Below are 23,723 nucleotides of genomic sequence, written 5' to 3'. Positions count from 1 at the left end.
AAAGATTTATTTCACAGGTGTCAGGGCTGCAAAAGCAGCGATAAATTCCAGTACGGTAAAAAGCAGAAACCAGAATCCGGTAAAAGCCCAGATGCAGTACTTCTTTGGAATGGGATTTGCTTTCAGCCATGCCCGGATAGAATCTTTCTTTTTATAAAGGAATATGCAGGCGATTACCGTGAAGACTCCCATTGTGCCGTAGCTTATGAGATTGGCCGCCGCTTCCGGCAGGCCTTCGGTGAACCGGCTAAGCAAGTCGGAAAATACCAGGTTGTTCAGGATATGTAAGAGAATCGACCAGACGATGGAATATTCCATAGCCAGATAGCCGAAAATCAATCCTGCTGCAGCAGCAAAAAATATCTGAGCCAGGTTTCCATGCATGATGCCGAAGAGCAGGGATGAGAAAAGTATGGCAAAGAAGGAGCCGTACTTTTCCAGTCTCCGCATAACAAAGCCCCGGTATATAAGTTCTTCTGCCACGGGTCCGGCAATTCCTACATATAAAAACATAGACAGAGTGGATGAAGTTCCTGTAGCTGCCGCCGCAGACTCTGCCATGGAATAGCCAAACAGATGGAAGAGCTCCTCCATTCCTACGGAGGCAATGGAAGAAAGAAGCTGCACCATCATAAATACAGAGAGAAGCCCCAGGAAAACCAGCGGCCTTATTTTCTTTTTGGAACGGAAAATTTCCCGGTGAGTACCGGCTTTTCTTTCCCATAGGAAGTAGAGGACTACACCTACCAGGACCCCTGCAATACTGGAGACGCCGGAGGAGCCGATACGTTCCATAAAGGAGGCTTCGGCCTGGGCGGTAGGCTCCAGATCAGGAAACTGAAGGAGAAATCCTACACTCTGAAAAATTGTAAAGAGTAAGACTACTCCTATAAGGATCAGATTATAAAATAATACCCGCCGGGCCACTTTTCCAGTTTCTTTTTTAACCATCTTTCTCTGGATTTTTTCGTCTGAATTTTTCAGATCTAAATTTTCATTCATAAACATACTCCCTTCATTCTTTTGAGATAAGGATAAAGGAAAAATTTTGTCCTCAGTATTTTTTTGTTGTGAACTGCCAGAATTTTGTTGTGAATGACAAGAGGCTGTATTTAAAAGGACCTCCAGACGAAAGGTTTTTTCTTCTGCCTGGGATAAAATCTCTGTATGAATGCCGCCCTGGTACTTTTCTGCCGTCTGTCGGATATTGGAAAGGCCAATTCCCTGATGATACTGGGGATTTTTAGAAGTTTTGCCTTCTTTTGGAAGAGAAAACTCTTCCGGTACAGGATTTTCAAAAACCAGGCAGAGAAGACTGCCCTGGTTTTGGATCCCAATATGAATCCAGGGAGCAGAAAGTCCGGTCTCTTCCAGAGATTCCAGAGCATTGTCCAGGGCATTGGCAAAAATTGTGCAGATATCTATGGGCTGAAGGACAGCCTTTGGAGAAATCTTTCCGTCGGCTGTAATGGAAAATCCTTTTTCAGCGGCAATGCGGGCTTTTTCCCAGCAGATGGCATCTGCCAGAGGATTCCCAAGAGATATCTCTCCGGCCTTTTTGGACAAACCGGCGTTCAGCTTTTCAAGGTAAGCTTCCAATTCTTCTTTTTCTCCTCTGGAAAGAAGGTCCTGGATACAAAACAGGTGATTTTTCATGTCATGGCGGATACGGCGTACCATATCCTGTTCCTGCTGGCGGGCCTGGAAATAGCGAAGCTCTGCCTGAAGATAATACTCATTTTCCAGAGCTTTTTGCTCATAGTATCTTTTCTGGTTTCCCTGGAGGACCAGAAATAAGATGGAGAGATCCAGGAGAAGAGTGCTGATTCCTCCTGCCAGAAGAAAGGTCAATCCCTCTTCCTGAACTGTAAAAATATCACGGAAGGAAAGCAGCATAATGACCAGGACCAGAAGAAAAAGACCGGAGCAATTCAGGAGCCGCTTTTCCCATGGACTTAAGGTACGGCTGCCTCCGTTTTCTTCCAATTGTTTTCGCCATTTTTTGCCTGCAAAATAGAAAACAAGCAGCAGGATCCACACAAGAATATCTTCCAGTGGATACCATTCAGAGGTTGTCTCCAAGTCATAGTGTCCTGTAAGAAGCGGGATAAGAACAAGAAATAAAAATATGGAAAAAACAAATCCAAGTATGGGAAATAACAGAAAGATGCCCCGGATGCGTCTGGTTTCCCTGGTAAGGAATATATAGATAAAGAACAGGAAAATTACAGTCAGCAAGAGAAAGCCGTCCGTAATACCGAAGACTTTATCCAATATTCCATAAAAAAAGGATATGAAAATTGTGATACCCCAGAAAAGCTGCCGATTTTTTGAGGAAGAAAACCCTTTTTCCAGATAAATGTATCGGGCAAAAAGGCAGAGAATTAAAATAAGCTGTATAAGCCCCAGAGCACTGCTGAAAATTTTCAATATAATCATAATCCCTCCTCCTTGGTTTTCCAGGCGGCTCTTCCGGCCATACTGTGGATAATAGCCTCTTTTAAGGCTTCTCTGCGGTTGCGGCTGACAGGAAGGACTGCCTGATCTTCCATAGTTACAGCCTTGCCTGTGTAAGAAATTATTTTTTGAAGATTCACCACATAACTGCGGTGGATCTGACAGAACATGGAAGAAGGGAGGAGAGGGAGAATCTCTTTCAGCTTTTTGCGGATTAAATGGGATTCATTTGCCGTGACAAGAGAAAGATAAATATTTTCACTTTTTATATAGAGAATATCCCCTATAGGCAGAAATAATTCTCTGCCGTCTTTTGTAACCAGGATTCGCTTTTGGTCCTGAGTTTCTGCCTCCAGATCAGTCAGGGCCCGATAGAGACGGTCCTGTTCCACAGGCTTTGCAAGGAAACGGAAGGCATTCAGTTCATAGCCGTCCATAGCCAGGTCCCGGTGGCTGGTGAGAAAAATCACCGGAAGGTTCCGGTTCAGCAGTCGGAGCCTTCTGGTGGTTTCCATACCGTCTATTCCAGGCATTTCAATATCCATAAAGACACAGAAAAAACCATAAGGATCTGCACAGACAGCTTCCAGTAAGGCTTCACCTGAAGAAAAAACTTCTATCAGAACATCAAGGCTGCGGTAGTACCTGTCCAGCTCTTCTTTTATTTGTCTTTGAAAAATAAGGTCATCATCGCATACCGCTATTTTCATTTTCTTTCCCTCATACTGTACTTGTCGGTTAACTTTGTGTTCATCATTGTATCACAGCAAGAGACAAAAGAAAACTATCTCAAAAGCATTTCATAGGTAAAGCCTTTCACAGCTTTTTTAAGAAGCAGCCAGGCCAGTCCTATACATAAAAAGCTCAGAATCAGAAGAATCCAGGCGTTGAGAAGCATTACTCCCGTAAACTGTCCTGCTATGAGCAGGAGCACCGGCATGATCAGGAAAACTGCTCCCTGCTGAGACTCTTCCATGGTCCGGGCCTTGGCAGAACCTCTTACGATAAGAGTCACTGCTATGAGAGAAACTCCGGGAGAGAGGAGAGCCAGGAGGATCAGCCAGTTTATCTTTGGCAAAAGAAAACTTCCAAAAAGAAACAGGATTTCCGCTTCTACCACGATGGTCATGACAAGAAAGGAAAATAAGGATACCAGCATACTCAGAAGAAAGGAGGCCAGGACCTTGGAGCGGAAAATCTGATGTAGAGTCAGGGGGCTGTAGAGCAGAGTTTCCAGAGTATGTTTTTCTTTTTCGCCTACAAAGGAGCTGGCCGCCATGATGGAAGAGGCCATAATAGGGATGATGAGAAAAAACACGGGAAGTATATAGTTAAAAATCAAGTCCATCAGGAGCAGGGATGTACTGTCCGAACCTGGGGATACGGGCAGCAGTTTCAGCATCGCCTGAATGTCCGGATCATCGGGCACAAAATAAGCGCTAAGTACAAAAACGCTGGGAAGAAATATAGTAAGGACCAGAGGCACGATCAGAAGAGAAATAAAAAGACGGCGGTTACTGGCAACACTCTGAAAATCCTTTTTAATAACGGCCTGCATAGCTTTGTTCATTTCCGCTCCTCCTTGTTGTTGGCAGTCAGTGAAAAATAGATATCTTCTAAAGAGGGAAATTTTGTTTCTACAGAATAAATGTCCCCGCCGCTTTCCACGATCTGGCGGATGAGAATTGGGACCTCTTCCTTAGATAAAATTTCTTTTTCGTATCTCATCTCTCCGATTTTGCGAAAAGCTGCAGTTTCCGGGATATTTGCAGCAGAGATCTGAAGAAGGGCTCCCTGCCGGACCTGTTTTTGCAGCTCTTCCAGAGTACCCAGGGCCAATAGTTTTCCCTCTTCAATAAGTCCGTACCGGGTGCAGAGTTCCTGGGCATATCGGAGCTGGTGAGTACAGAGAAAAACTGTGGTACCTTCTTCCCGGGCAAGATTCCGGATGAGAGAATTTACGCTCTGGGCGCTTTCCGGGTCAAGGCCGGAAGTGGGTTCGTCCAGAAAGAGGACCTGAGGATCATGGATAAGAGCTCTGGCCAGGGACAGTCTCTGACGCATACCTGTGGAATAGGTGGCCAGAGGCTGCTTGGCTGCCTCCCAAAGGCCAAGACGCTCAAGAAGATTCCGGGCCCGGTCTTTTCCCTCCTGGGGAGAAAGATTAAAAACCGAGGCGTAAAACAGCAGATTTTCCAGGCCCGTAAGATGGTCGTACATCTGGGCGTGCTCCGTAACTACGCCTGTCAGGGAATGAGTTTTCTCAGGTTCTTTGGAAGGATCATATCCCATGACCAGGCAGGACCCTTCTGTAGGGGTAAGAATCCCGGTAAGAAGTTTTACGGTAGTGGTTTTTCCAGCTCCGTTTGGCCCTAAAAATCCAAAGACCTCTCCGGCCCCAAGGGAAAGGCTCATGTGACATAAGGCCTGTTTTCCTCCGGGATAGGTTTTTGAAAGATTGTCTGAAAGAATCCTTTCCATATTAATTTTCCTCCTATTTTTCCTTTAGCTTCTGGATCATTTCCAAAAAACATGGCTCCTCTAAAAGTGAAGCAAAGGCAGGATTATCTGCCAAAGCCTGAACGATGCTGCTGCGGATGACAGCTTCATTTCTCGGGGGATAATCGCCCAGAACCGAGGTCTGCCGGAACCATTCATCCAGCAGATAGAAATATTTGTCCCCATGGAGCTTCAGAGGATAGATTTCCCCTGCAGCCAGACGGGTATACCTATTTAACGTCTCCAGTGCCTTTTCTTTTTCACCTGCAATAAGGAAGCCCTGGGCCATGGTAATATAGCAGGAAAGCAGGAACCCCGGATGCAGTTCATCCAGATGAAAAGAATCACAGAGATTCTGAAGCCTTCTGCAGCTTTCTTTTACAGCTTCGGGATTATCTGAACACAGGCTGATATAAGATGACATTTGATTTACAAGGGACAGAAGAGCTCTGTAAATACCAATCTGCAAGACTCGTTTGGCTTCTTTTACATTTCCACTCATCTGCCATGCAGAAGCCAGAAGAGGTTCAAAAGGACCAGTTATCTCTGCGTCTGACAGATTGGGGGAAAGAAGGTCCAGGACCTCTTTGGGACGGCGGCAAAGGAGCAGGCAATAAGCTTCCATCTGCACTGCACCGCTTATAAGGCCGGGCTCTTCAGCCTGGGTTTTCACATTCTTAAAAAGTTCTGTGGCTTCTCTGAGGAGAGCGTTTTTAATCTCCTGGGAAGGTGTCAGATTTATATGATTGACCCAGAGAACACCGATCTGGAAGAGAAAAGGATAGCAGGAACTGTATCTTCTGATATATTCTCTGCACTGCTCCAGAACTTCTGAAAAAGGAAGGACGGTGAAAGCTTCTGACAGGCGGCAGTAGATCTGGCGTATTTCTTCCCGGCTAAGCTGAGGTTCATATCCCATAAGCTCATCGATGGTAATATCAAAAAAAGAGGCCAGTCGGGGAAGAAGCTGGATGTCGGGATAGGCAGCTTCGGTTTCCCATTTGGAGACGGCGGCTTTTGAAACACCCAGAAACCGGGCCAGCTCTTCCTGTGTAATTTCTCTTTGACGGCGGTTTTCTATCAGAACCTGGCCAAGATGTATTTCTTTCATAGGCTTTACCCCCGAATTTTCTTATCTTTTGCAATATATTTTACATGGAAACTCCAGCAGCTGCAATGGAGCAGAATTCAATTTTGGTAGAAAAAATCAACTGACAGGAAACTTCAGAAGAAAAATCGGCGGAAAAGGTATTGTATTATAATAGGATAATTTTGAAATACAATAATTATTTATCGAAAAACAATAAAAATATCTTGTAAAACAGCAGAGAGTGTGATATCCTAATGAAGGAATCAGAAAGAATCATAAGGAGGAATAAAGTATGAAGTGGAATGACGACAAAAGCCTGCTCCTTACCAGAGTCTGTGTATGGCTCAGTGCTGTAGCCCTGGTACTTCTCTGTGTAAGCGCACCCTGGCTTTTTTCCTGGTTTATTCAGAAGAGGCTGATCCTGCCGCCTCAGAGCAGGGATTACTTCCTGGTGACTACCTATACAGTAGCGGTTCCGGCAGCCATCGCTCTCTATATGATGAACCGGCTTCTGGCAAATATTCGGAAGGAGGAAGTATTTACAGAGAAGAATACCAGATACCTTCGGGGAATGTCCTGGTGCTGTCTGGCTGCAGGCCTGATTTTCCTGGTAAGCAGCTTTTATTATCTCCCTTTCTTTGCACTCTGTGCCGCCGCTGTATTTATGGCTCTGATCCTGCGGGTGATCAAAAATGTCTTTGCCCAGGCGGAAGAGATCAAGAAAGAAAACGACTATACTATATAGAGAGGAAGGATGGCTATGCCTATTATCGTAAATCTGGATGTTATGATGGCAAAAAGGAAAGTCAGTGCCGGCGATCTGGCGAAAGCCATAGGGATTACTCCGGCCAATCTTTCCATATTAAAGAACGGCAAAGCAAAAGCAGTGAGGTTTACGACTCTGGAGGCTTTGTGCCGGGAACTGAACTGTCAGCCGGGAGATATTCTGGAATATGTTCCGGAAGAAGGGAGTGACTGAATATGGAAAATCAGGAAACAAGAAGCACTGTGAACAAAGAGATGCTTTTTCTGGAGGAAGTAAAACCTGTGGTGGAAAAGCTTCCTGCTGACCGATGGGATAAGATTTTTGCAGGGATTTACCTTCTTCTGGGAATCATTATGTGGAACTGTCTGGGCATGGAAAATTTCACCAGAGGACTGTCTATGTTTTCTGTATTGTATGTAGTTACGGTTCTGGTTTACCTCAGACTGAAAAAGATACCAATGACCGGAGAAAAGATTTTTTGGACACTGATCCTTCTGGGAATCAGTCTTCCTTATAGCTTTTACAGTATCTTTGATTTTGGTCAGACCCTGATGATCTTTGTTACAGCCGCATACTGGACACTGGCTGTAACGGAGGGCCTGCTGTGGAAAGGAAGGACCTCTTCCTGGGTTCTGCTGGATGGATGGAACGGTCTGATCGCCCTTCCTGTTCTGAATTTTTTCTGCCAGATCCGGCTGATCTTCCAATCCTTTTCCAATAAAAAGGAAGATAAGAAAGACTGGAGAATGGTCCTTCTGGGGGTGGTCATATCCATTCCGGCCCTGCTGATCATTATCCCGATCCTGTCCCAGGCAGATATGGGATTCCGGAATCTGGTTTCCGGTGTGCTGGAAGCCTTAGGAGAAGATATGTGGGCTTTTTTGGGACGATGTATTGTAGGAATCCTTCTGGGATCTCTTATGTTCGGCACACTCTATGGAGGCGTTTATAAGCGGCATGTAGGGGAAGAGGAATGTATCAGATTTCATGAAGAATCTGGCAGGGTTTTCCGGTTTGTACCTGATACGGCGGTCCTTACTTTTGGGGTTATGGTTTCAGCAGTCTATGTCCTGTTCATAAGTCTTCAGACAAAATATCTGTTTTCCGCCTTTTTCGGCATCCTGCCAGAGGCCTACACTTATTCAGAGTACGCCCGTCAGGGATTCTTTGAACTCTGTGTCATTGCCCTTTTAAATGCCAGTTTTCTCATTGCCATGAACGGCTGTGCGAAAACTCCCCGGAAAGACAGCAGAGGACTGATACTGGAAAATCTGATCCTGGGGGCCTTAACCCTTCTCCTTCTTACTACAGCGGCCAGTAAGCTGGGTATGTATATAGTTGCCTATGGATTCACAGTGAAGAGATGTATTTCTCTGGTCTTTTTGATCTGGCTTTTCCTGGTTTTCATTCTGGTCCTCTGTTACCAGAAAAAAGAAATCCCTCTGGTGCGGTGGTCTGTTTTTACAGGAGCGGTACTGTTTACTCTTCTGTGTGTACTGCCTGTGGAACAGCTTGTAGCTCTGATTCCTTATCATCCGGTTTCATAATGGAATTTTACAGAGCTGTGCTTGTTTCCAGGAGAAAAAAGAGCTAATATGGAACCATAACCAGAAAATTATCTTTTTAGGAGTCTTTTATAATTGTATTTTTTTAAGTACAATTTTTGAAAAAGAATTTTAGAAAGTGTTGACTGAAGAAAGGAAAAGTGATAGGAAAGGAGAAAAACTGTAAGTTTTCTACGTATAAATATGAAGAATAATCGAGTGAAGATCAAGATCCAGCAAATATATGCAGGTCTGAGGCCTTCTGAACAGAAGGTGGCAGATTATATCCTGGAATACGAGGGAAAGGCCAGCAAGCTGCTGATGGAGACCCTGGCACAGGAAACCGGGGTCAGTCAGCCTACAGTCATACGTTTTGTAAAAGCGGCTGGATACGAGGGTTTTAAGGACTTTAAGTATGCCCTTGTACAGGAAGAAGCAAAGGAACAGCCTGAAGACAGTGATAAAATCAGCCTGTATGGTTTTCAACTGTCGAAAAAAGACCAGCTGGAGGATGTTCCGGGAAAGATAGTGACCACCTCTATAGATATGCTGGAAGAAACGCTGAAAAATATTTCCATGAAAGAATATAAAAGGGCTGTGGAAGCAGTTCTGGGGGCAGAGAATATTGTGATATACAGCGTGGAAAACTCTGTATGCACCGCCAATGACCTGCTGACAAAGCTTACCTATCTGGGACTGAACTGCAGGATTTACGGAGATTATTATCTTCAGAATGTCAGTGCAGTTAATCTCACCATAAAGGACCTGGCTATCGGGATTTCTTATTCCGGATGTTCCAGACATACAGTAGAAATGCTGGCACTGGCCCAAAAGGCAGGAGCCACGACCCTGGCGCTGACTAATTTTGAAAATTCTCTTCTGGCAAAATATGCAGACATTGTCCTATGTGCCAGCAACCGGCAGTTTCTATATGGAGATACTATATTTTCCAGGATTACCCAGATTGCTCTGGTTGACATGATTTATGCAGGAGTCCTGAACAGGGATTATGACAGATGCTCCAAAAAACTGAATAAGACCAGTTCTATTGTGAACAAAAGGGCTTATGGAGAAAATGAAGAAGTCTTGTAGAAAATCTACAGGGCTTCTTTTTTGCTTTTACCTGGCCTTTACATAGAGTTCACTCTGGCTTGATTGAAAGCCGTTTTTTTTTCACTTTATAATACAAACTGCCAGGGGGAAAAAACCTGGTCACAAAACGAAATACTTCACTCTCTTTGGGAGTGTCAGGTGGAAACATAGTGGTCAGTGAAGAAAGGAGAAAAGTATCTATGCTGGAACTGAGACATATTAAGAAATCATATGACAATGTAACAATTCTGGAAGACATTAATCTGAAAATACAGGACGGTGAGATCGTATCTATCCTGGGACCTTCCGGATGCGGAAAAACAACTTTACTGAATCTGGTGCTGGGACTTACTCCGGCAGACCAGGGACAGATTCTTTTTGACGGAAAAGATATTACCAAAGTACCTATGGAAGAGAGAGGATTTAATATTGTATTTCAGGACTATGCTCTGTTTCCAAATCTGAACGTATACAAAAATATTACTTATGGACTGCGGAATAAACCGGATATTTCCACAAAAGAAGAAGTTGATGAATTTATCGAACTTCTTGGATTGAAAGAACATCTGAATAAAAAAATCGACCAGCTTTCCGGAGGTCAGAAACAGCGTGTGGCTCTGGCAAGGACTATGGTAATGAAACCAAAGATCCTGCTTCTGGATGAGCCCTTAAGCGCACTGGACGGTGTGATCAAAGAATCTATTAAAGAAAAGATCAAAGAAATCGCCAGAGACTTCCATTTGACTACTATTATTGTAACCCATGATCCTGAAGAGGCTCTTACCTTGTCCGATAAGGTGCTGATCGTAAACCAGGGACATATTTCTCAGTATGGAGCGCCGGAAGAGATCATTACAGCTCCTTCCAATAACTTTGTTAAGGAATTTATCCTGAATCAGCTGGAAATCAAGAGCAACAATATTTTCGCCCTGTTTCATCAGGATCTGACCAGAAACGCACAGGCGGTATAAGAAAATGATCAGAAAAGAAAGAGAAATAAAAGTAATTTATGTTTTGGTACTTGCTATTTTTGCAGTATTTCTTGCCATTCCCATAGTAAGGCTCCTGCTGGAGTCTTTCCTGGGAGAGGCGGGAGCAGGAATCAGCAACTATGTGGAGGTCCTGACAGGACGAGGCTTTCTGCAGGCTCTGGGAAACAGTGTGGCAGTCTCCATTTCCAGTGCTTTGATTGCCACTATACTTGCTTTTTTTATGGCTTATAGTATACAGTATACAAATTTGCCTGGAAAATTTAAAGCAATAATCCGCACTCTGGCAGTGCTGCCCATGCTTCTTCCTACGATTACTTATGGTTTTGCCATTATTTATTCCTTTGGAAAGCAGGGACTGCTTACGAAACTTTTCGACAGACAGCTATTTGACATCTATGGATTTAACGGACTGCTTTTCGGATATGTGATTTATACCCTGCCTATATCCTTTATGCTGATTTTGAATACCATGGGATTTATTGACAAGAAGTTTATGATCGTATCCAGAGTCATGGGAGATAAGCCTGTTCAGACCTTCTGGCAGACTATTATCCGCCCGCTTCTGGGAACTCTGGCGGCCTCGATGGTACAGTGCTTCTTCCTCTGTTTTACAGACTACGGTATTCCTGCCTCTGTAGGGGGAGAATACGAGGTGGTGGCTACGGTCCTCTATAATGAAATGCTGGGAAGTATCCCTAATTTTAACCGAGGTGCAGTAGTAGCCATGATGATGCTGATCCCTTCGGTTGTGAGTATTGCTCTTCTGAAATATCTGGAGCGGTACAATGTGAGATATACAAAGATTTCTCAGATTGAAATGAAGAAAAACAGACTGAGAGACGGAATCTGCGGTGCAGGCTCAGCATTTATCATCCTGTGTATCCTGGCAATCTTTGCAGTAATCTTTGTGGTGCCTCTGGTTCAGGAATGGCCATACCAGATCAGCTTTACCCTGGAACATGTACAGGCGGTGCTCAATGATCAGAGCCTTTTCGGAGTATATCAGAATTCCCTTTTTGTAGCTTTCTGTACAGCTCTTCTGGGACTGCTGGTTACCTATGGAGCGGCTCTTGCAACAGCCCGAAGCGGACTGAACAGCAAACTGAAAGGTGTCATAGACGCCATAGCTTTGATCACAAATACAATCCCCGGAATGGTTATCGGTATTGCCTTTATGTTTATCTTTTCAGGAACAGCTCTTCAGAATACATTCTTCCTCATCATTTTATGTAATGTGGTACATTTTTTCTCTACCCCTTATCTGATGATGCGGAATTCTCTGTCCAAGCTGAACAGTTCCTGGGAGACTACAGCTTCCTTAATGGGAGACACCTGGATCAAAACTATCGTAAGAATTGTTACGCCTAATATGACCTCTACAATCTTAGAGGTATTCAGCTACTATTTTGTAAACGCCATGGTAACCGTCAGTGCCGTAATCTTTATCGCAGGTGCCAGGACCATGGTTATCACGACTAAGATCAAAGAACTGCAGTATTATACCAAGTTTAACGAAGTGTTTGTACTGTCCCTGTTTATCCTGGGAACAAACTTGATTGTCAAAGGAATTCTGGGATATGTAATAAAAAGAAAAGAAGGAAAAAAGGAGAAATAAAAATATGAAAGCGAAAAAAGTATCAGTAATTCTTATGGCAGCGGCAAAGACCTGACAAAGCCTGAGTACAAAGATCTGATATCTGTAACAGATATTAAAAGTTCATCAACAGCATGGCTGCTGATCCAGGCTCTGGTAAGTGAATATGGAGATGACGGAGCCAAAGAAGTTCTGTCCGGCATCTACGAAAACGCAGGCCCTCATATTGAATCCTCCGGCTCTGCTCCTCTGAAAAAGGTTCGTGCAGGAGAGGTAGCTGCAGGCTTCGGTCTCCGTCAGCAGGCAGTTGCAGACAAAGCAGAGGGACTTCCTGTAGACTTTGTAGACCCGACAGAAGGAAATTTTTCACTTACAGAGTCTGTAGCAGTAGTGGATAAAGGAGAAGACACCAATCCTCTGGCTCAGGAGATGGCAGAATGCATCATTACCAAGGGAAGAGCGGAACTTCAGAAATACTATCCAAACGCGATTTATGAAGGTGAGACCACCGATGAAGCCAATAGCTCTGCAAATCCCAAGACTTTCCCAGAACCACTTACTCTGGATCTTCTGGAAAAACACCAGGAACTGTCTGAGAGCTGCAAATAATTTTTGAAAGCTGTCACATTATGTACAATCAAGAATATTTATACATTTTATGCGAATCTGTCGAGAATAGCTTAAAAATTTAAAATGTGATATAAGGAGAAGAAAAAAATGCCAAACTATAAACTGCTGACACCGGGTCCTCTGACTACTACGGATACGGTAAAAAAAGAAATGCTTTTTGACCACTGCACATGGGATGATGACTATAAGAAAATCACCCTTTCTATACGGGAAAAACTGTTGAAGCTTGCACATGTCAGCGAACCGGAATACACAGTAGTCCTTATGCAGGGAAGCGGGACTTTCGGTGTGGAGTCAGTGCTTACCAGTGTCATCGGAAAAGAGGATACCCTTCTCATCGCGGCAAACGGAGCTTATGGAGAGAGAATGGGAGATATTGCAGAGCATGCGGGAATTTCTTATCTGATGTATAAGGAAGAGTATGATCAGATTCCTTCCGGAGAAAAAATCGGAGAAATCCTGAAAGAACATCCGGAGATCACCCATGTCTCTATGGTGCACAGTGAGACCACCTCTGGTATTTTAAATGATATTGCATCTGTTGGAAAAGTGGTAAAGGCAGCGGGAAAAACCTTTATTGTAGATGCCATGTCCAGCTTTGGCGGAGTCGATATTCCTGTCGGAGAGCTGGGAATTGATTTCATTATCAGCAGCGCTAATAAATGTATTCAGGGCGTTCCGGGATTTTCCTTTATTATCTGCAACAGGGAAAAACTCATGGAAAGCAAAGGAAAGGCCAGAAGCCTGTCTCTGGACCTTTACGACCAGTGGGAAACTATGAATAAAGATGGAAAATGGAGATTTACCTCTCCTACCCATGTGGTTCTGGCTTTCGCCCAGGCCTTAAAGGAAATGGAAGAAGAGGGAGGCATTCCTGCCAGAGCGAAACGCTATGAGGAAAATAACAGGCTGCTGATCCAGAAGATGGCCCAGATGGGGATTTATCCGTACATCGGCAGTGAGCATCAGGGACCTATCATTACCACATTCCTGTATCCAGAACATCATAATTTCTCTTTCCAGGAAATGTACCAGTATATTAAGGACAGAGGCTATGCCATTTATCCGGGAAAGGTAACCGATGCAGACACCTTCCGCATTGGAAATATCGGTGAAATCTACAAAGAAGATATAGAGAAACTCTGCAGCATCATCAAAGAATTTTTGGAGGAGAAATAAGGTTATGAAATTCGATGGAATTATTTTTGACTGGGCAGGAACAACAGTGGATTACGGATGTTTTGCTCCTGTAAAAGCGTTTATTGAGGCCTTTGAGCAGTTTGGCATTACCCCTACCCTGGAAGAAGTAAGAAAACCTATGGGAATGCTGAAGATCGATCACGTAAGGACTATGCTGTCCATGGACCGGATCTCCAGACTCTGGGAAGAAAAACAGGGTAGAAAATGGACAGAGGAAGACGTCCAGAGGGTTTACGAACTCAGTGAGAGCAAGATCCTGGAAATCGTACATAACTATGCAGAGCCCAAGCCTTATGTAGTAGAAACTGTAAAAAAATTAAGAGAGATGGGGCTGAAGATCGGTTCCACTACAGGCTACACCGATGAAATGATGGCCCTGGTAGTGCCAAAGGCTGCAGAGCTGGGATATTCTCCCGACTGCTGGTTCAGCCCGGACTCTACAAATAAAAAGGGCAGACCCTACCCCTACATGATCTTTCGGAACATGGAAAAGCTGGAGTTAAAGGATGTATCCAGAGTCATGAAAGTGGGAGACACAGTTTCCGATATCCTGGAGGGAAAGAACGCAGGACTGGTAACTGTGGGAATCCTGGAGGGAAGTTCTGTGATGGGACTGACTCAGGAAGAATACGAGGCACTGTCACCGGAAGAGCGGGAAGCAGCAGATAAAAAAGCAGAGCAGACCTATCTGGAAGCAGGAGCTGATTACGTAGTGAGAGATGTGCGGGGAGTCCTGGATTTCATAAAATAAACCATCGGGGGAAATTATACGAAAACAAAGAAAAATAATTCTTGCAGTCCTTTTTGCAAATCAGTATGATAGAGTGATGAGATACTGTAAAGGAGGACTGCAAGAATCATGAAAGAAAAAGCAAGCAACAGAATCCACTATTATGAAAATCCCCAGGGACCGGTGATCGGTACCTGCAGCGATAAGGTCATCCAGAAGGATGGCCTGTATTTCCGTGATATTAACGGAGATGGAAAATTAAATACATATAAAGACTGGAGAAAAACTCCCCAAGAGAGAGCCCAGGCTCTGGCAGAAGAACTGTCTGCAGAGGAAAAAATCGGTCTTCTTTTCCTGAATTCCTGGAAGATGGGAATGGAGCAGGAGGATAAAGATTTTGTAGATGAGACAGGGCTTCTGGATGAAAAACCGGTGGAGAAAGGCTCCTCTATTTTCGCTACAGCTTCCACAGTGGGAACCACAGAAACGATCAAAGACTGGAAGGTACGTACCTTTATTTTAAGAAGCAATCCAAAGCCAGATGAGCTGGCAGACTGGATCAACGAGATGAACAGCCTGGCAGAAGAAGGGGAACATTTTATTCCGGTCATGGTGGTATCTAACTCCAGAAATGAGAACGGCGAGGTAGTCTTTGGCATGAATGATGCCTCCGGTGTATTTGCCGCCTGGCCTGGAACCATGGGGATCGCCGCTGCAGTAAAAGGAGACGGGCTCCATATTATTGATGATTTTGCTGACTGTATCCGGAGAGAATGGGATGCAGTTGGTATGAAAAAAGGATATATGTATATGGCGGACTGTGCCACAGACCCCAGATGGCAGAGAACTTACGGTACTTTCGGAGAGGATTCCAAGCTGATCAAAGAGATTTTTGAGCGGCTGATCCCCGGAGTACAGGGAAGCCAGGAAGGACTGACTCCAGATGGCGTGGCTATGACGGTGAAACATTTCCCGGGAGGAAGCGCCAGGGAGAATGGCTTTGACCCTCATTATCGTCAGGGACAGTGGAATGTTTATCAGACAGAAAACAGCCTGGAGACTTACCACATTCCTCCTTTTGAGGCAGCCATTGAGAAAAATGCCGCTTCTATCATGCCTTACTATGCGAAACCTTCCAGAGAGAAGAGTGCAGACCAGTATGACCTTCAGGGAAATCCTATTGAATGGAAACCAGTGGGATTTGCCTTTAACGATTATTTTATCCAGGAACTTCTGAAAAAGCAGATGGGATTTAAGGGCTATATCAACAGTGATTCCGGAATTGTTCAGAACATGGCCTGGGGCGTGGAAGAGCTGGAAGTCTGCGAAAGAGTGGCGCTGGCCGTTCATGCTGGAGTAGATATTATCAGCGGCTCTTATGATATCGAGGCTGCAAAGGAAGCCTACAGAAGAGGAAAAGAAGGCTATTATACCACTCAGGGACATAAGGTTCCGGAAGGCTATACAGTAGAGCAGGTGACTCTTTCCGACCAGGCTTTGACCCAGGCGGCAGCTCATACTCTCAAAGAGAAATTCGAGCTGGGTCTTTTTGAAAATCCATACAGAAATCCTGAGAAAGCAGTGGAAATAGTAGCTACAAAGAAGGACTGGGACAATGCGGCAGATGTACACAGAAAGTCAGTGGTTCTTCTGAAAAATCAGGAAGTCCTGCCTCTGACCGAGGAAAAAACAGCAGGCAAAAAGGTATATGCACAGTGCTTTAACAAGAAGGAAGAGGACGGCATAAACGCTACAAAAGAGCTGAAGAAAATGCTGGAAAAAGAGAAGGGGATCACTCTTACAGATAAGCCGGAAGAGGCAGATTATGCCCTGCTGTTCCTTACCCCAAGCTCAGGAGAATACTTTAATGCCACTCCCGGATATCTGGAGCTGGAAATCTGCGACGGCAAAGAAGTATGTGACGTAGATGAGGAGGGAAGACCTGCCCAGACTACCCATAAAGAGACCACTCTTTTCGGGGCAGGAAGGATTCCTGAAATCGCGAAAGCGGTCCATGACAGAGGCGGAAAAGTGATCGCCAATATTAACTTTACTCTGGCCTGGGAGGTAGGAAGCGTAGAACCATATACAGACAGTCTTCTGGCTGGTTTCGACACTTATCCATGGGCTGTGCTGGATGTGATCTTCGGCAGATTTTCACCGACGGGAAAGATGCCTATCACCCTGCCAAAGGACGATTCTGTTCTTGCAATAAATGCAGAAGGCGTATGTATTTCACCAAATGATGTTCCAGGCTATGACAAGGATAAATACATGCCTGAGAACATGAAAGATGAGAATGGAAAGGCCTATGCCTACAGAGACAGCACAGGAAATTACTATGAGCTGAACTTTGGCCTGCATTATTAAAAAAACTGTTGACAAAATCCTGTTCAGGGCATAGAATGATACCAACAAAAGCAAAACCGTTGAGAAAGAGGAGTAAGCTTTAAAAGAAATCACAGAGAGCGGCAGGTGGTGAGATTGCCGTATGGATTTTTCTGCTGAATGGACTTTCGAGGGCAGTCCGAAATGAAAAGAGTAGGCGCTGCCGGGAACCGAACCCGTTATCAATCAGGAGCGTATGTTAGTACGTGAGAAAGTGGGCGAACTGCCAAATTGAGTGGTACCGCGATAATAAAGATTTTTATTACCGTCTCAAGTCGTAAATTGACTTGAGGCGGTTTCTTTGTTTTACAGATCAGTTTGGAGAACTTTTCTCTAAAACAAAAAAGTTCCTCAGGGACTTTATATACCGGGATTTGCTTTTGAAATCATGAATAAAGGAGACAGAAAAAATGAAAAAAAGAGTATTAGCAGTGATTTTAGGGGCAATGATGACAACAGCAGGACTGACAGGCTGCGGTGGAGACACAGGAAGTTCTGAAAGCGCCAGTGAAGGCCAGGAGATGTACACCATAGGAATTTCCCAGTTTGCAGAGCATGGTTCTCTGGACAACTGCAGAGAAGGCTTTATCCAGGGTCTGGAAGAAGAGGGGCTTGTAGAAGGAGAAAATCTGGTGATTAAGGTAAACAATGCAGATTCTGATACAGCAACTGCCGCTCAGATTGCTGATACCTTTGTAGCAGATAAGGTAGATCTGATCTGCGCTATCGCTACTCCAAGCGCTCAGGCAGCTTATAACTCCGCCAGAAATTCAGAGATTCCTGTAGTCTATACGGCAGTGACCAATCCAGAAGAAGCCCAGCTTGCAGATGATGAGGGAATGCCTGTAGGCGCAGTAACCGGAACCAGCGACCAGCTTCCCGTACAGGCCCAGCTGGAAATGATAAGAGAGCTTCTTCCGGAGGCCAAGACCATTGGTATTCTCTATACTACCAGCGAAGCCAACTCTGCCTATAGTATCAGCCAGTATGAAAAATACGCCGAAGAATATGGTTTTACTCTGGAGACCGCAGGCGTTACCAATACCTCAGAGGTTTCTCTGGCAGCGGCCAGTCTTTTGGACAAAGTAGACTGCCTTACAAATCTGACAGACAATACAGTAGTCAGTGCTCTTCCTACAGTCCTGGATCAGGCTAACGAGAAAAACATTCCGGTATTTGGCAGTGAGATTGAACAGGTGAAACTGGGATGTCTGGCAGCCGAAGGCCTGGACTATGTGAACCTTGGAGTTGAAACAGGAAAAATGGCAGCCCAGATTTTAAAAGGCGAGGCACAGGCAGAAGACATGGAATATGAGCTTCTCACAGACAGCAGCCTGTATATCAACCAGGCAGTGGCTGAAAACCTGGGAATCACCATTCCGGATGAAATGCTTGAAAATGCAGAAGAGACCTTTACGGAAATCTCTCAGGAATAGCCGGCAGGCAGAAATTTAAGGAGGCATCGAAATGGATTTTGCATTAAGTATATTGGAACAGGGGCTGATCTACGGGATCCTGGCCCTGGGCATTTACATTACCTATAAGATCCTGGATTTTCCAGATCTGACTGTAGATGGAAGCTTTCCCCTGGGGTCGGCGGTGACAGCAGCCCTTCTTACAAAAGGAGTGAATCCCTACCTTTCACTTTTGATTTCTTTCCTGGCAGGAGTCCTGGCAGGAACCTGTACTGGACTGATCCACGTAAAAGGTAAGGTGAGGGATCTTCTCTCCGGAATCATTATGATGACGGCTCTGTATACAGTAAATCTGGTAATCGCAGGAAGCAATAATGTACCTCTTTTCGCCCAGGAAACCATATTCAGCAACTCTTTCCTGGAAGGCATTACAGGAGGAAATATTCCGGATTATACGGTGATATTTCTGATCCTTCTGGTAGCGGTGGTCAGCAAACTCCTTCTGGATTTTTACCTGAAAACCAGATCTGGCTACCTTTTGCGGGCAGTAGGGGATAATGAGGTTTTAGTGACTTCTCTGGCAAAGGATAAGGGGAATGTAAAAATCCTGGGACTGGCTATTTCCAATGGTCTGGTAGCCCTGGCAGGCTCTGTATTCTGCCAGCAGCAGGGAGTCTTTGATATCTCCTCAGGCACTGGTTCCATGGTCATCGGACTTGCCAGTGTTATAGTGGGAACCAGCCTCTACCGGGTTTTTACAAAGCTGAAACCCTTCCGGAAAAAAAGCTATATCAAGGTGACTACCTTTGTATTTCTGGGAGCAGTTTTATATAAAGCCTGTACAGGTCTGGCTATCCGGTACTTTATGCCCCAGTCTATGAAGATGATCTCAGCCCTGTTCCTGCTGGCAGTGCTTCTTCTCATGCTGGTATTTGATAATATGGATAAAAAGAAGGTGAAGAAAAATGCTTGAGCTGCGTCATATTCATAAATATTATAATCCGGGAACCATTAGCGAGATGTGCCTTTTCCAGGATTTTAATCTGGAGATACAGAAGGGAGAATTCGTTTCTGTAGTAGGCAGCAACGGCTCGGGAAAAACTTCTATGCTGAACCTTATCTGTGGCAGCATCGGCCTGGATGAGGGACAGATTTTAATAGATGGGAAGGACATTACAAGGCAGAAAGAATATAAACGGCTGAAACGGATAGGCCGGGTTTATCAGAATCCTGCCATGGGTACCTGTCCGGAAATGACCATACTGGAAAATCTTTCCATGGCAGACTGTAAAGGAGGATTTTTCGGTCTTCAGAGAGGTACAGATAAGAAACGGATTCCTTATTATCAGGAACTCCTTTCTCAGCTGGGACTGGGGCTGGAGGATAAACTCTATGCAAAGGTAGGAACCCTCTCCGGCGGACAGCGTCAGGCTATGTCCTTACTTATGTCTGCCATGACGCCTATTGATTTTTTGATTCTGGATGAGCATACAGCAGCTCTTGACCCCAAGACGGCGGATCTGATCATGGAGCTGACAGAAAAAATTGTACGGGAGAAAGAACTGACTACCATTATGGTGACCCATAATCTGCGGTATGCTGTGGAATATGGAGACAGACTTCTGATGATGCATCAGGGAAAAACAGTCATGGACATTTCCGGAGAGAAAAAGAAAAACCTCCAGGTGGAGGATATTTTGGATAAATTTAATACCATCAGTATCGAGTGCGGAAACTGAAAGGATTTTGTATAAAATCACGAATCTGAAATACTGGCTTGAAACCAACCATATATTGTGCTAACATTATTGAGGTTAACAAAATCTAGTGGAGGTTGAGCACATGACAACAGAAGAGTGGCTGGGCAGTGAGAACCAGCTGGGAATGGACATCTGGACCAGAAAATACCGAAACAACGGCGAGGATTTTGAAAGCTGGGTCCAGAGGATCAGCGGCGGAAATGAAGAAATAGGGAAGTATATTAAAGAAAAGAAATTTTTATTTGGGGGAAGAATTTTATCTAACAGAGGACTGAACAAACAGGGAAGGAAGGTTACTTATTCCAACTGTTATGTGATCGCTCCTCCTGAAGATAATATTGAAAGTATATTTGACTGCGCAAAAAAACTGGCACGGACTTACAGTTACGGCGGAGGCTGCGGAATCGATATTTCCAAGTTGAGCCCAAGGGGAGCCAAGATCAATAATGCAGCAAAGGAGACCAGCGGAGCCGTATCCTTTATGGAACTGTATTCTCTGGTAACAGGGCTTATCGGACAAAACGGCAGGAGAGGAGCTTTGATGATTTCTATCGACTGCTCCCATCCAGATGTGCCGGAGTTTATTGAACTGAAAACCGACCTGGAGAAGGTGACAAAAGCAAATATTTCCATCAGAGTCCATGAGGATTTTATGGAGGCTGTTAAGAAAAATCAGGAGTATACCCTTCATTATACCAGGGAAACTACCGGAGAAGTCATTGAGAAGAAAGTAAATGCCAGAGAACTTTTCCGCAGGATTACAGAGACAAACTGGGATTATGCAGAGCCGGGAGCTTTGTTCTGGGACAGGATCACAAGCTGGAATCTTTTAAGCAATACGAAAGAGTTTTCCTATGCAGGAGTGAATCCATGTGCAGAAGAGCCGCTTCCTGCAGGAGGCAGCTGTCTTCTGGGAAGTGTGAACCTGGCAGAATTTGTTCAGAATCCTTTTACGGAGGAAGCATTTTTTGATTTTGAAGGGTTAAAAGAGTGTGTGGGCGCTTCTGTCCGTGCATTAAATGAGGTTCTGGAGGAGGGCCTTCCTCTTCATCCTCTGGAGGAGCAGAGGGAAAGCGTAGAGCAGTGGAGACAGATCGGTCTGGGCATTATGGGACTGGCTGACGCCCTTCTGAAGCTGGGTCTGACTTACGGAGAAGAGGATGCTGTGGGAATGTGTGATAAGATCGGCTTTGCCATGGCAGACACAGCCATTGCAGCTTCTGCAAAACTGGCAAAAGAAAAGGGAGCTTTTCCAAAGTGCAATGTAGATGAAATCATGTCTACACCTTTCTTCCTGGCAAATACTACAGAGAAAACCAGAGAACTGGTGAATAAATATGGTCTGAGAAACTCTCAGCTTCTTACCATTGCCCCTACAGGCACACTTTCTACCATGCTGGGAATTTCCGGAGGGATTGAGCCTGTATATGCCAATTACTATGTGCGCAAGACAGAATCTCTCCATGGCACCGATGTATACTACAAGGTTTACACAAAGATAGTAGAAGACTATATGAAGCAGCATAATCTGAAAGAAGACAAAGAACTGCCGGACTACTTTGTTACAGCTATGACATTGGATTACCGTCAGAGGATTGATATGCAGTCCATATGGCAGAAACACATCGATGCTTCTATCAGCTCTACGGTAAACGTACCCAACAGCTTTACAGTAGAGGAGACGGAAAGCCTTTATCTTTACGCCTATGAGCAGGGGCTGAAAGGCATCACCATTTTCCGTGACGGCTGTAAGAGAGTTGGCATCCTGAATACAGAGCAGAAGGAAGAAAAGAAAGAAAAGAAAATAACTGCCGGGGAAGGCCTGAAGAGAGGCGAAATCCTTCTGGTAACTGATGACGTGGTAGGCAAGAAGAGAAAATTGATGACCGGCTGTGGAAGCCTTCACTGTATTGCTCTTTTTGACCCTCATACAGGAGCTCTTTTGGAAACCTATCTGAGCAAAGGATCTACCGGGGGCTGCAATAACTTCATGGTAGGACTTTCCAGAATGATCTCGATCAGCGCAAGAGGCGGCATCGACATCGAAACGATTGTAGACCAGTTAAATTCCAGCGGTTCTTGTCCTTCCTATACTGCAAGGAGAGTGACCAGAAAGGATACCAGCAAGGGAGCATGCTGTCCTATGGCTGTAGGAAATGCCCTTATGGATATGTACAAGGAAATGCAGGAAGAGCTGAGTCAGAAGGAACAGGGAAAGGATTCCATTAAGCCTAAAAAAGCTCCAAAACCTAAGGCAGTAACTCCTGTGGAGGAAACAGATAAGATGTACTGTCCAGAATGCGGAGAACCTCTGGTTTTTGAGGAAGGCTGCAATATCTGCAAAAACTGCGGATGGAGCAAATGCCACTAACAGGAGGAGAGAAAATGCGGCTGGAAAAAGTACAGAAGGTTTTGAAAGAAAAGAAATTTCCATATAAATATGCGGAGGAAGACGGCTGCGGAAGCATAAATTTTGAATACAGGGGAGTCGTATATCATATCTGGGAATTTCAGGACAACGGCCAATGGGGAGCTGAGACGAATGTCCGTATAGTCGGACGTCATGAGGATATTCTGGGAGACTATGAAGAAGAGATCATAAAGCTGATCAGCGGCTGGAATTAGACCAGGGAAAGCAGGCAGAGCATGAAAGAAAATAAGTATGATAATTCGGTGTTTTTTCAGAAATACAGTGAGATGAGCCGTTCAAAATACGGCCTTCAGGGAGCCGGGGAATGGCAGGAATTCCAGAAGATGATGCCGGATTTTTCAGACAAAGAGGTGCTGGATCTGGGCTGCGGCTATGGATGGCACTGTGCCTATGCAGCGGAAAAAGGCGCCAAGAGAGTGCTTGGGATAGACCTTTCTGAAAAAATGCTTCAGAAAGCCGAGAAAATCAACAGTCACCAAAAGATTACCTATAAAAGAGGAGCCATGGAAGACTTGGAACTTCCGGAGAGTTCTTTTGACATTGTGCTCAGTTCTCTGGCCTTTCACTACGTCAAAGATTTTCCGGCCCTTGTAAAGAAGATCAGCAGCTGGCTGAGACCGGAGGGAATCTTTATTTTTTCTGTGGAGCATCCGGTATTTACTGCTTATGGATCCCAGGATTGGTATTATGATGATAGGGGAGAAATCATTCACTTTCCTGTAGATAATTATTACTATGAGGGAAAACGGGAAGCACTGTTCCTGGGAGAAAAGGTTATAAAATATCACAGAACCCTGACTACCTACGTAAATTCCTTACTGCAAAACGGATTTATGCTGGAAGGTCTGGTGGAGCCTGCTCCACCGGAAAATATGCTGGAGCTTCCGGGGATGAAAGACGAAATGCGCCGGCCCATGATGCTGCTGGTCCGGACAGTAAAACAAAAATAGATTTTTATATAACAAGGAGTGTCCAATGTCACCAGAGATGATGTTGAACACTCCCTTTTCATTTCTAAAAACTTTACAGTTTAATACCACCGTATCATAAATGACAAGATTCTGGAAGACAGCTCTTACAGAAAAAATTAACAAGTGTCTTGTCACATGTAAAAACATGGTGTATAATTTCTGTT

Annotated in this window: 21 protein-coding genes, 1 pseudogene and 1 other annotated feature; of the genes and pseudogenes, 17 read left to right on the top strand and 5 right to left on the bottom strand. The window is 44.6% G+C overall.

From position 1 onward, the window contains the following. Positions 1–6: 6 nt before the first annotated feature. The 5 genes from B5G00_RS02975 to B5G00_RS02955 all read right to left on the bottom strand — a co-directional run bounded on the left by B5G00_RS02975 (position 7) and on the right by B5G00_RS02955 (position 6,067). The gene (locus B5G00_RS02975; protein ID WP_087268244.1) at positions 7–2,439 is read right to left on the bottom strand and encodes a CPBP family glutamic-type intramembrane protease; all 2,433 of its coding nucleotides are present in this window, start codon (positions 2,437–2,439) and stop codon (positions 7–9) included. Continuing rightward, the gene (locus tag B5G00_RS02970; RefSeq protein WP_087268240.1) at positions 2,436–3,167 is read right to left on the bottom strand and encodes a LytR/AlgR family response regulator transcription factor; all 732 of its coding nucleotides are present in this window, start codon (positions 3,165–3,167) and stop codon (positions 2,436–2,438) included. Before B5G00_RS02970 ends, B5G00_RS02975 begins: the two co-directional genes overlap by 4 nt. 74 nt (positions 3,168–3,241) lie before the next feature. After that, entirely contained in the window at positions 3,242–4,027 is a 786-nt protein-coding gene (locus tag B5G00_RS02965) for an ABC transporter permease (protein ID WP_087268237.1), read from the bottom strand. Continuing rightward, positions 4,024–4,938, bottom strand: coding sequence for an ABC transporter ATP-binding protein (locus tag B5G00_RS02960; protein WP_087268234.1), 915 nt, complete (start codon positions 4,936–4,938; stop codon positions 4,024–4,026). The genes B5G00_RS02965 and B5G00_RS02960 overlap by 4 nt, the downstream gene beginning before the upstream one ends. A gap of 13 nt (positions 4,939–4,951) precedes the next feature. Further along, positions 4,952–6,067: a helix-turn-helix domain-containing protein gene (locus B5G00_RS02955; protein ID WP_087268231.1), complete on the bottom strand. Its 1,116-nt coding sequence runs from the start codon at positions 6,065–6,067 to the stop codon at positions 4,952–4,954. 271 nt (positions 6,068–6,338) lie between these two features. Here B5G00_RS02955 and B5G00_RS02950 point away from each other — a divergent pair, with 271 nt between their 5' ends. From B5G00_RS02950 to B5G00_RS02875, 17 genes and pseudogenes are all read left to right on the top strand, one after another. Further along, a complete protein-coding gene (locus B5G00_RS02950) occupies positions 6,339–6,791 on the top strand; it encodes a DUF2975 domain-containing protein (RefSeq protein ID WP_087268228.1) in 453 nt (150 codons plus the stop codon). A 15-nt stretch (positions 6,792–6,806) separates the two neighbouring features. Beyond that, positions 6,807–7,025: a helix-turn-helix domain-containing protein gene (locus B5G00_RS02945; RefSeq protein ID WP_087268225.1), complete on the top strand. Its 219-nt coding sequence runs from the start codon at positions 6,807–6,809 to the stop codon at positions 7,023–7,025. 2 nt (positions 7,026–7,027) lie between these two features. After that, positions 7,028–8,359 (top strand): DUF4153 domain-containing protein, encoded by a 1,332-nt coding sequence (locus B5G00_RS02940; protein ID WP_087268222.1) that lies wholly within the window; start codon positions 7,028–7,030, stop codon positions 8,357–8,359. Between the two features lie 216 nt (positions 8,360–8,575). After that, positions 8,576–9,448 (top strand): MurR/RpiR family transcriptional regulator, encoded by an 873-nt coding sequence (locus tag B5G00_RS02935; protein WP_242971257.1) that lies wholly within the window; start codon positions 8,576–8,578, stop codon positions 9,446–9,448. Positions 9,449–9,648: 200 nt separating this feature from the next. Beyond that, positions 9,649–10,419 carry an ABC transporter ATP-binding protein gene (locus tag B5G00_RS02930; RefSeq protein WP_087268216.1) on the top strand — a complete coding sequence of 257 codons (771 nt, stop codon included), beginning with the start codon at positions 9,649–9,651 and terminating at the stop codon, positions 10,417–10,419. 4 nt (positions 10,420–10,423) lie between these two features. Further along, complete coding sequence (locus tag B5G00_RS02925; protein WP_242971256.1) at positions 10,424–12,055, top strand: ABC transporter permease subunit; 1,632 nt, start codon at positions 10,424–10,426, stop codon at positions 12,053–12,055. Positions 12,056–12,076: 21 nt separating this feature from the next. Beyond that, a pseudogene (locus B5G00_RS19745) lies at positions 12,077–12,412 on the top strand (ABC transporter substrate-binding protein); the annotation flags it as partial. Between the two features lie 12 nt (positions 12,413–12,424). Then, positions 12,425–12,643, top strand: a complete 219-nt coding sequence (locus tag B5G00_RS19570) for a hypothetical protein (protein ID WP_330396300.1) — start codon at positions 12,425–12,427, stop codon at positions 12,641–12,643. Between the two features lie 108 nt (positions 12,644–12,751). After that, complete coding sequence (gene phnW, locus B5G00_RS02920; protein ID WP_087268213.1) at positions 12,752–13,843, top strand: 2-aminoethylphosphonate--pyruvate transaminase; 1,092 nt, start codon at positions 12,752–12,754, stop codon at positions 13,841–13,843. 4 nt (positions 13,844–13,847) lie between these two features. Continuing rightward, entirely contained in the window at positions 13,848–14,615 is a 768-nt protein-coding gene (gene phnX, locus B5G00_RS02915; RefSeq protein WP_087268210.1) for a phosphonoacetaldehyde hydrolase, read from the top strand. A gap of 108 nt (positions 14,616–14,723) precedes the next feature. Continuing rightward, the gene (locus tag B5G00_RS02910; protein WP_206423769.1) at positions 14,724–16,964 is read left to right on the top strand and encodes a glycoside hydrolase family 3 protein; all 2,241 of its coding nucleotides are present in this window, start codon (positions 14,724–14,726) and stop codon (positions 16,962–16,964) included. Between the two features lie 50 nt (positions 16,965–17,014). Continuing rightward, positions 17,015–17,258, top strand: a binding site (T-box leader). Positions 17,259–17,392: 134 nt separating this feature from the next. After that, positions 17,393–18,418 carry an ABC transporter substrate-binding protein gene (locus tag B5G00_RS02900; RefSeq protein WP_087268204.1) on the top strand — a complete coding sequence of 342 codons (1,026 nt, stop codon included), beginning with the start codon at positions 17,393–17,395 and terminating at the stop codon, positions 18,416–18,418. A gap of 31 nt (positions 18,419–18,449) precedes the next feature. Next, positions 18,450–19,370, top strand: a complete 921-nt coding sequence (locus tag B5G00_RS02895) for an ABC transporter permease (protein WP_087268201.1) — start codon at positions 18,450–18,452, stop codon at positions 19,368–19,370. Beyond that, positions 19,363–20,136: an ABC transporter ATP-binding protein gene (locus B5G00_RS02890; protein WP_087268198.1), complete on the top strand. Its 774-nt coding sequence runs from the start codon at positions 19,363–19,365 to the stop codon at positions 20,134–20,136. Before B5G00_RS02895 ends, B5G00_RS02890 begins: the two co-directional genes overlap by 8 nt. Before the next feature lie 103 nt (positions 20,137–20,239). Next, complete coding sequence (locus B5G00_RS02885; RefSeq protein WP_087268195.1) at positions 20,240–22,528, top strand: adenosylcobalamin-dependent ribonucleoside-diphosphate reductase; 2,289 nt, start codon at positions 20,240–20,242, stop codon at positions 22,526–22,528. Between the two features lie 14 nt (positions 22,529–22,542). Further along, positions 22,543–22,782 carry a kinase gene (locus B5G00_RS02880; protein WP_087268192.1) on the top strand — a complete coding sequence of 80 codons (240 nt, stop codon included), beginning with the start codon at positions 22,543–22,545 and terminating at the stop codon, positions 22,780–22,782. 21 nt (positions 22,783–22,803) lie between these two features. Continuing rightward, positions 22,804–23,538 (top strand): class I SAM-dependent methyltransferase, encoded by a 735-nt coding sequence (locus B5G00_RS02875; RefSeq protein WP_087268189.1) that lies wholly within the window; start codon positions 22,804–22,806, stop codon positions 23,536–23,538. The last annotated feature ends 185 nt before the right edge of the window (positions 23,539–23,723 follow it).

It is taken from the genome of Blautia sp. An46, assembly GCF_002161645.1.
Classification (GTDB): domain Bacteria; phylum Bacillota; class Clostridia; order Lachnospirales; family Lachnospiraceae; genus Blautia; species Blautia ornithocaccae.
This window is presented reverse-complemented; position numbering and strand designations above follow the sequence as displayed.

Excerpts from the sequence above, each read along its gene's own strand:
- B5G00_RS02975 (WP_087268244.1), bottom strand. The coding sequence starts at position 2,439 with ATGATTATATTGAAAATTTTCAGCAGTGCTCTGGGGCTTATACAGCTT.
- B5G00_RS02970 (WP_087268240.1), bottom strand. The coding sequence starts at position 3,167 with ATGAAAATAGCGGTATGCGATGATGACCTTATTTTTCAAAGACAAATA.
- B5G00_RS02965 (WP_087268237.1), bottom strand. The coding sequence starts at position 4,027 with ATGAACAAAGCTATGCAGGCCGTTATTAAAAAGGATTTTCAGAGTGTT.
- B5G00_RS02960 (WP_087268234.1), bottom strand. The coding sequence starts at position 4,938 with ATGGAAAGGATTCTTTCAGACAATCTTTCAAAAACCTATCCCGGAGGA.
- B5G00_RS02955 (WP_087268231.1), bottom strand. The coding sequence starts at position 6,067 with ATGAAAGAAATACATCTTGGCCAGGTTCTGATAGAAAACCGCCGTCAA.
- B5G00_RS02950 (WP_087268228.1), top strand. The coding sequence starts at position 6,339 with ATGAAGTGGAATGACGACAAAAGCCTGCTCCTTACCAGAGTCTGTGTA.
- B5G00_RS02945 (WP_087268225.1), top strand. The coding sequence starts at position 6,807 with ATGCCTATTATCGTAAATCTGGATGTTATGATGGCAAAAAGGAAAGTC.
- B5G00_RS02940 (WP_087268222.1), top strand. The coding sequence starts at position 7,028 with ATGGAAAATCAGGAAACAAGAAGCACTGTGAACAAAGAGATGCTTTTT.
- B5G00_RS02930 (WP_087268216.1), top strand. The coding sequence starts at position 9,649 with ATGCTGGAACTGAGACATATTAAGAAATCATATGACAATGTAACAATT.
- B5G00_RS02925 (WP_242971256.1), top strand. The coding sequence starts at position 10,424 with ATGATCAGAAAAGAAAGAGAAATAAAAGTAATTTATGTTTTGGTACTT.
- phnW (WP_087268213.1), top strand. The coding sequence starts at position 12,752 with ATGCCAAACTATAAACTGCTGACACCGGGTCCTCTGACTACTACGGAT.
- phnX (WP_087268210.1), top strand. The coding sequence starts at position 13,848 with ATGAAATTCGATGGAATTATTTTTGACTGGGCAGGAACAACAGTGGAT.
- B5G00_RS02910 (WP_206423769.1), top strand. The coding sequence starts at position 14,724 with ATGAAAGAAAAAGCAAGCAACAGAATCCACTATTATGAAAATCCCCAG.
- B5G00_RS02900 (WP_087268204.1), top strand. The coding sequence starts at position 17,393 with ATGAAAAAAAGAGTATTAGCAGTGATTTTAGGGGCAATGATGACAACA.
- B5G00_RS02895 (WP_087268201.1), top strand. The coding sequence starts at position 18,450 with ATGGATTTTGCATTAAGTATATTGGAACAGGGGCTGATCTACGGGATC.
- B5G00_RS02890 (WP_087268198.1), top strand. The coding sequence starts at position 19,363 with ATGCTTGAGCTGCGTCATATTCATAAATATTATAATCCGGGAACCATT.
- B5G00_RS02885 (WP_087268195.1), top strand. The coding sequence starts at position 20,240 with ATGACAACAGAAGAGTGGCTGGGCAGTGAGAACCAGCTGGGAATGGAC.
- B5G00_RS02880 (WP_087268192.1), top strand. The coding sequence starts at position 22,543 with ATGCGGCTGGAAAAAGTACAGAAGGTTTTGAAAGAAAAGAAATTTCCA.
- B5G00_RS02875 (WP_087268189.1), top strand. The coding sequence starts at position 22,804 with ATGAAAGAAAATAAGTATGATAATTCGGTGTTTTTTCAGAAATACAGT.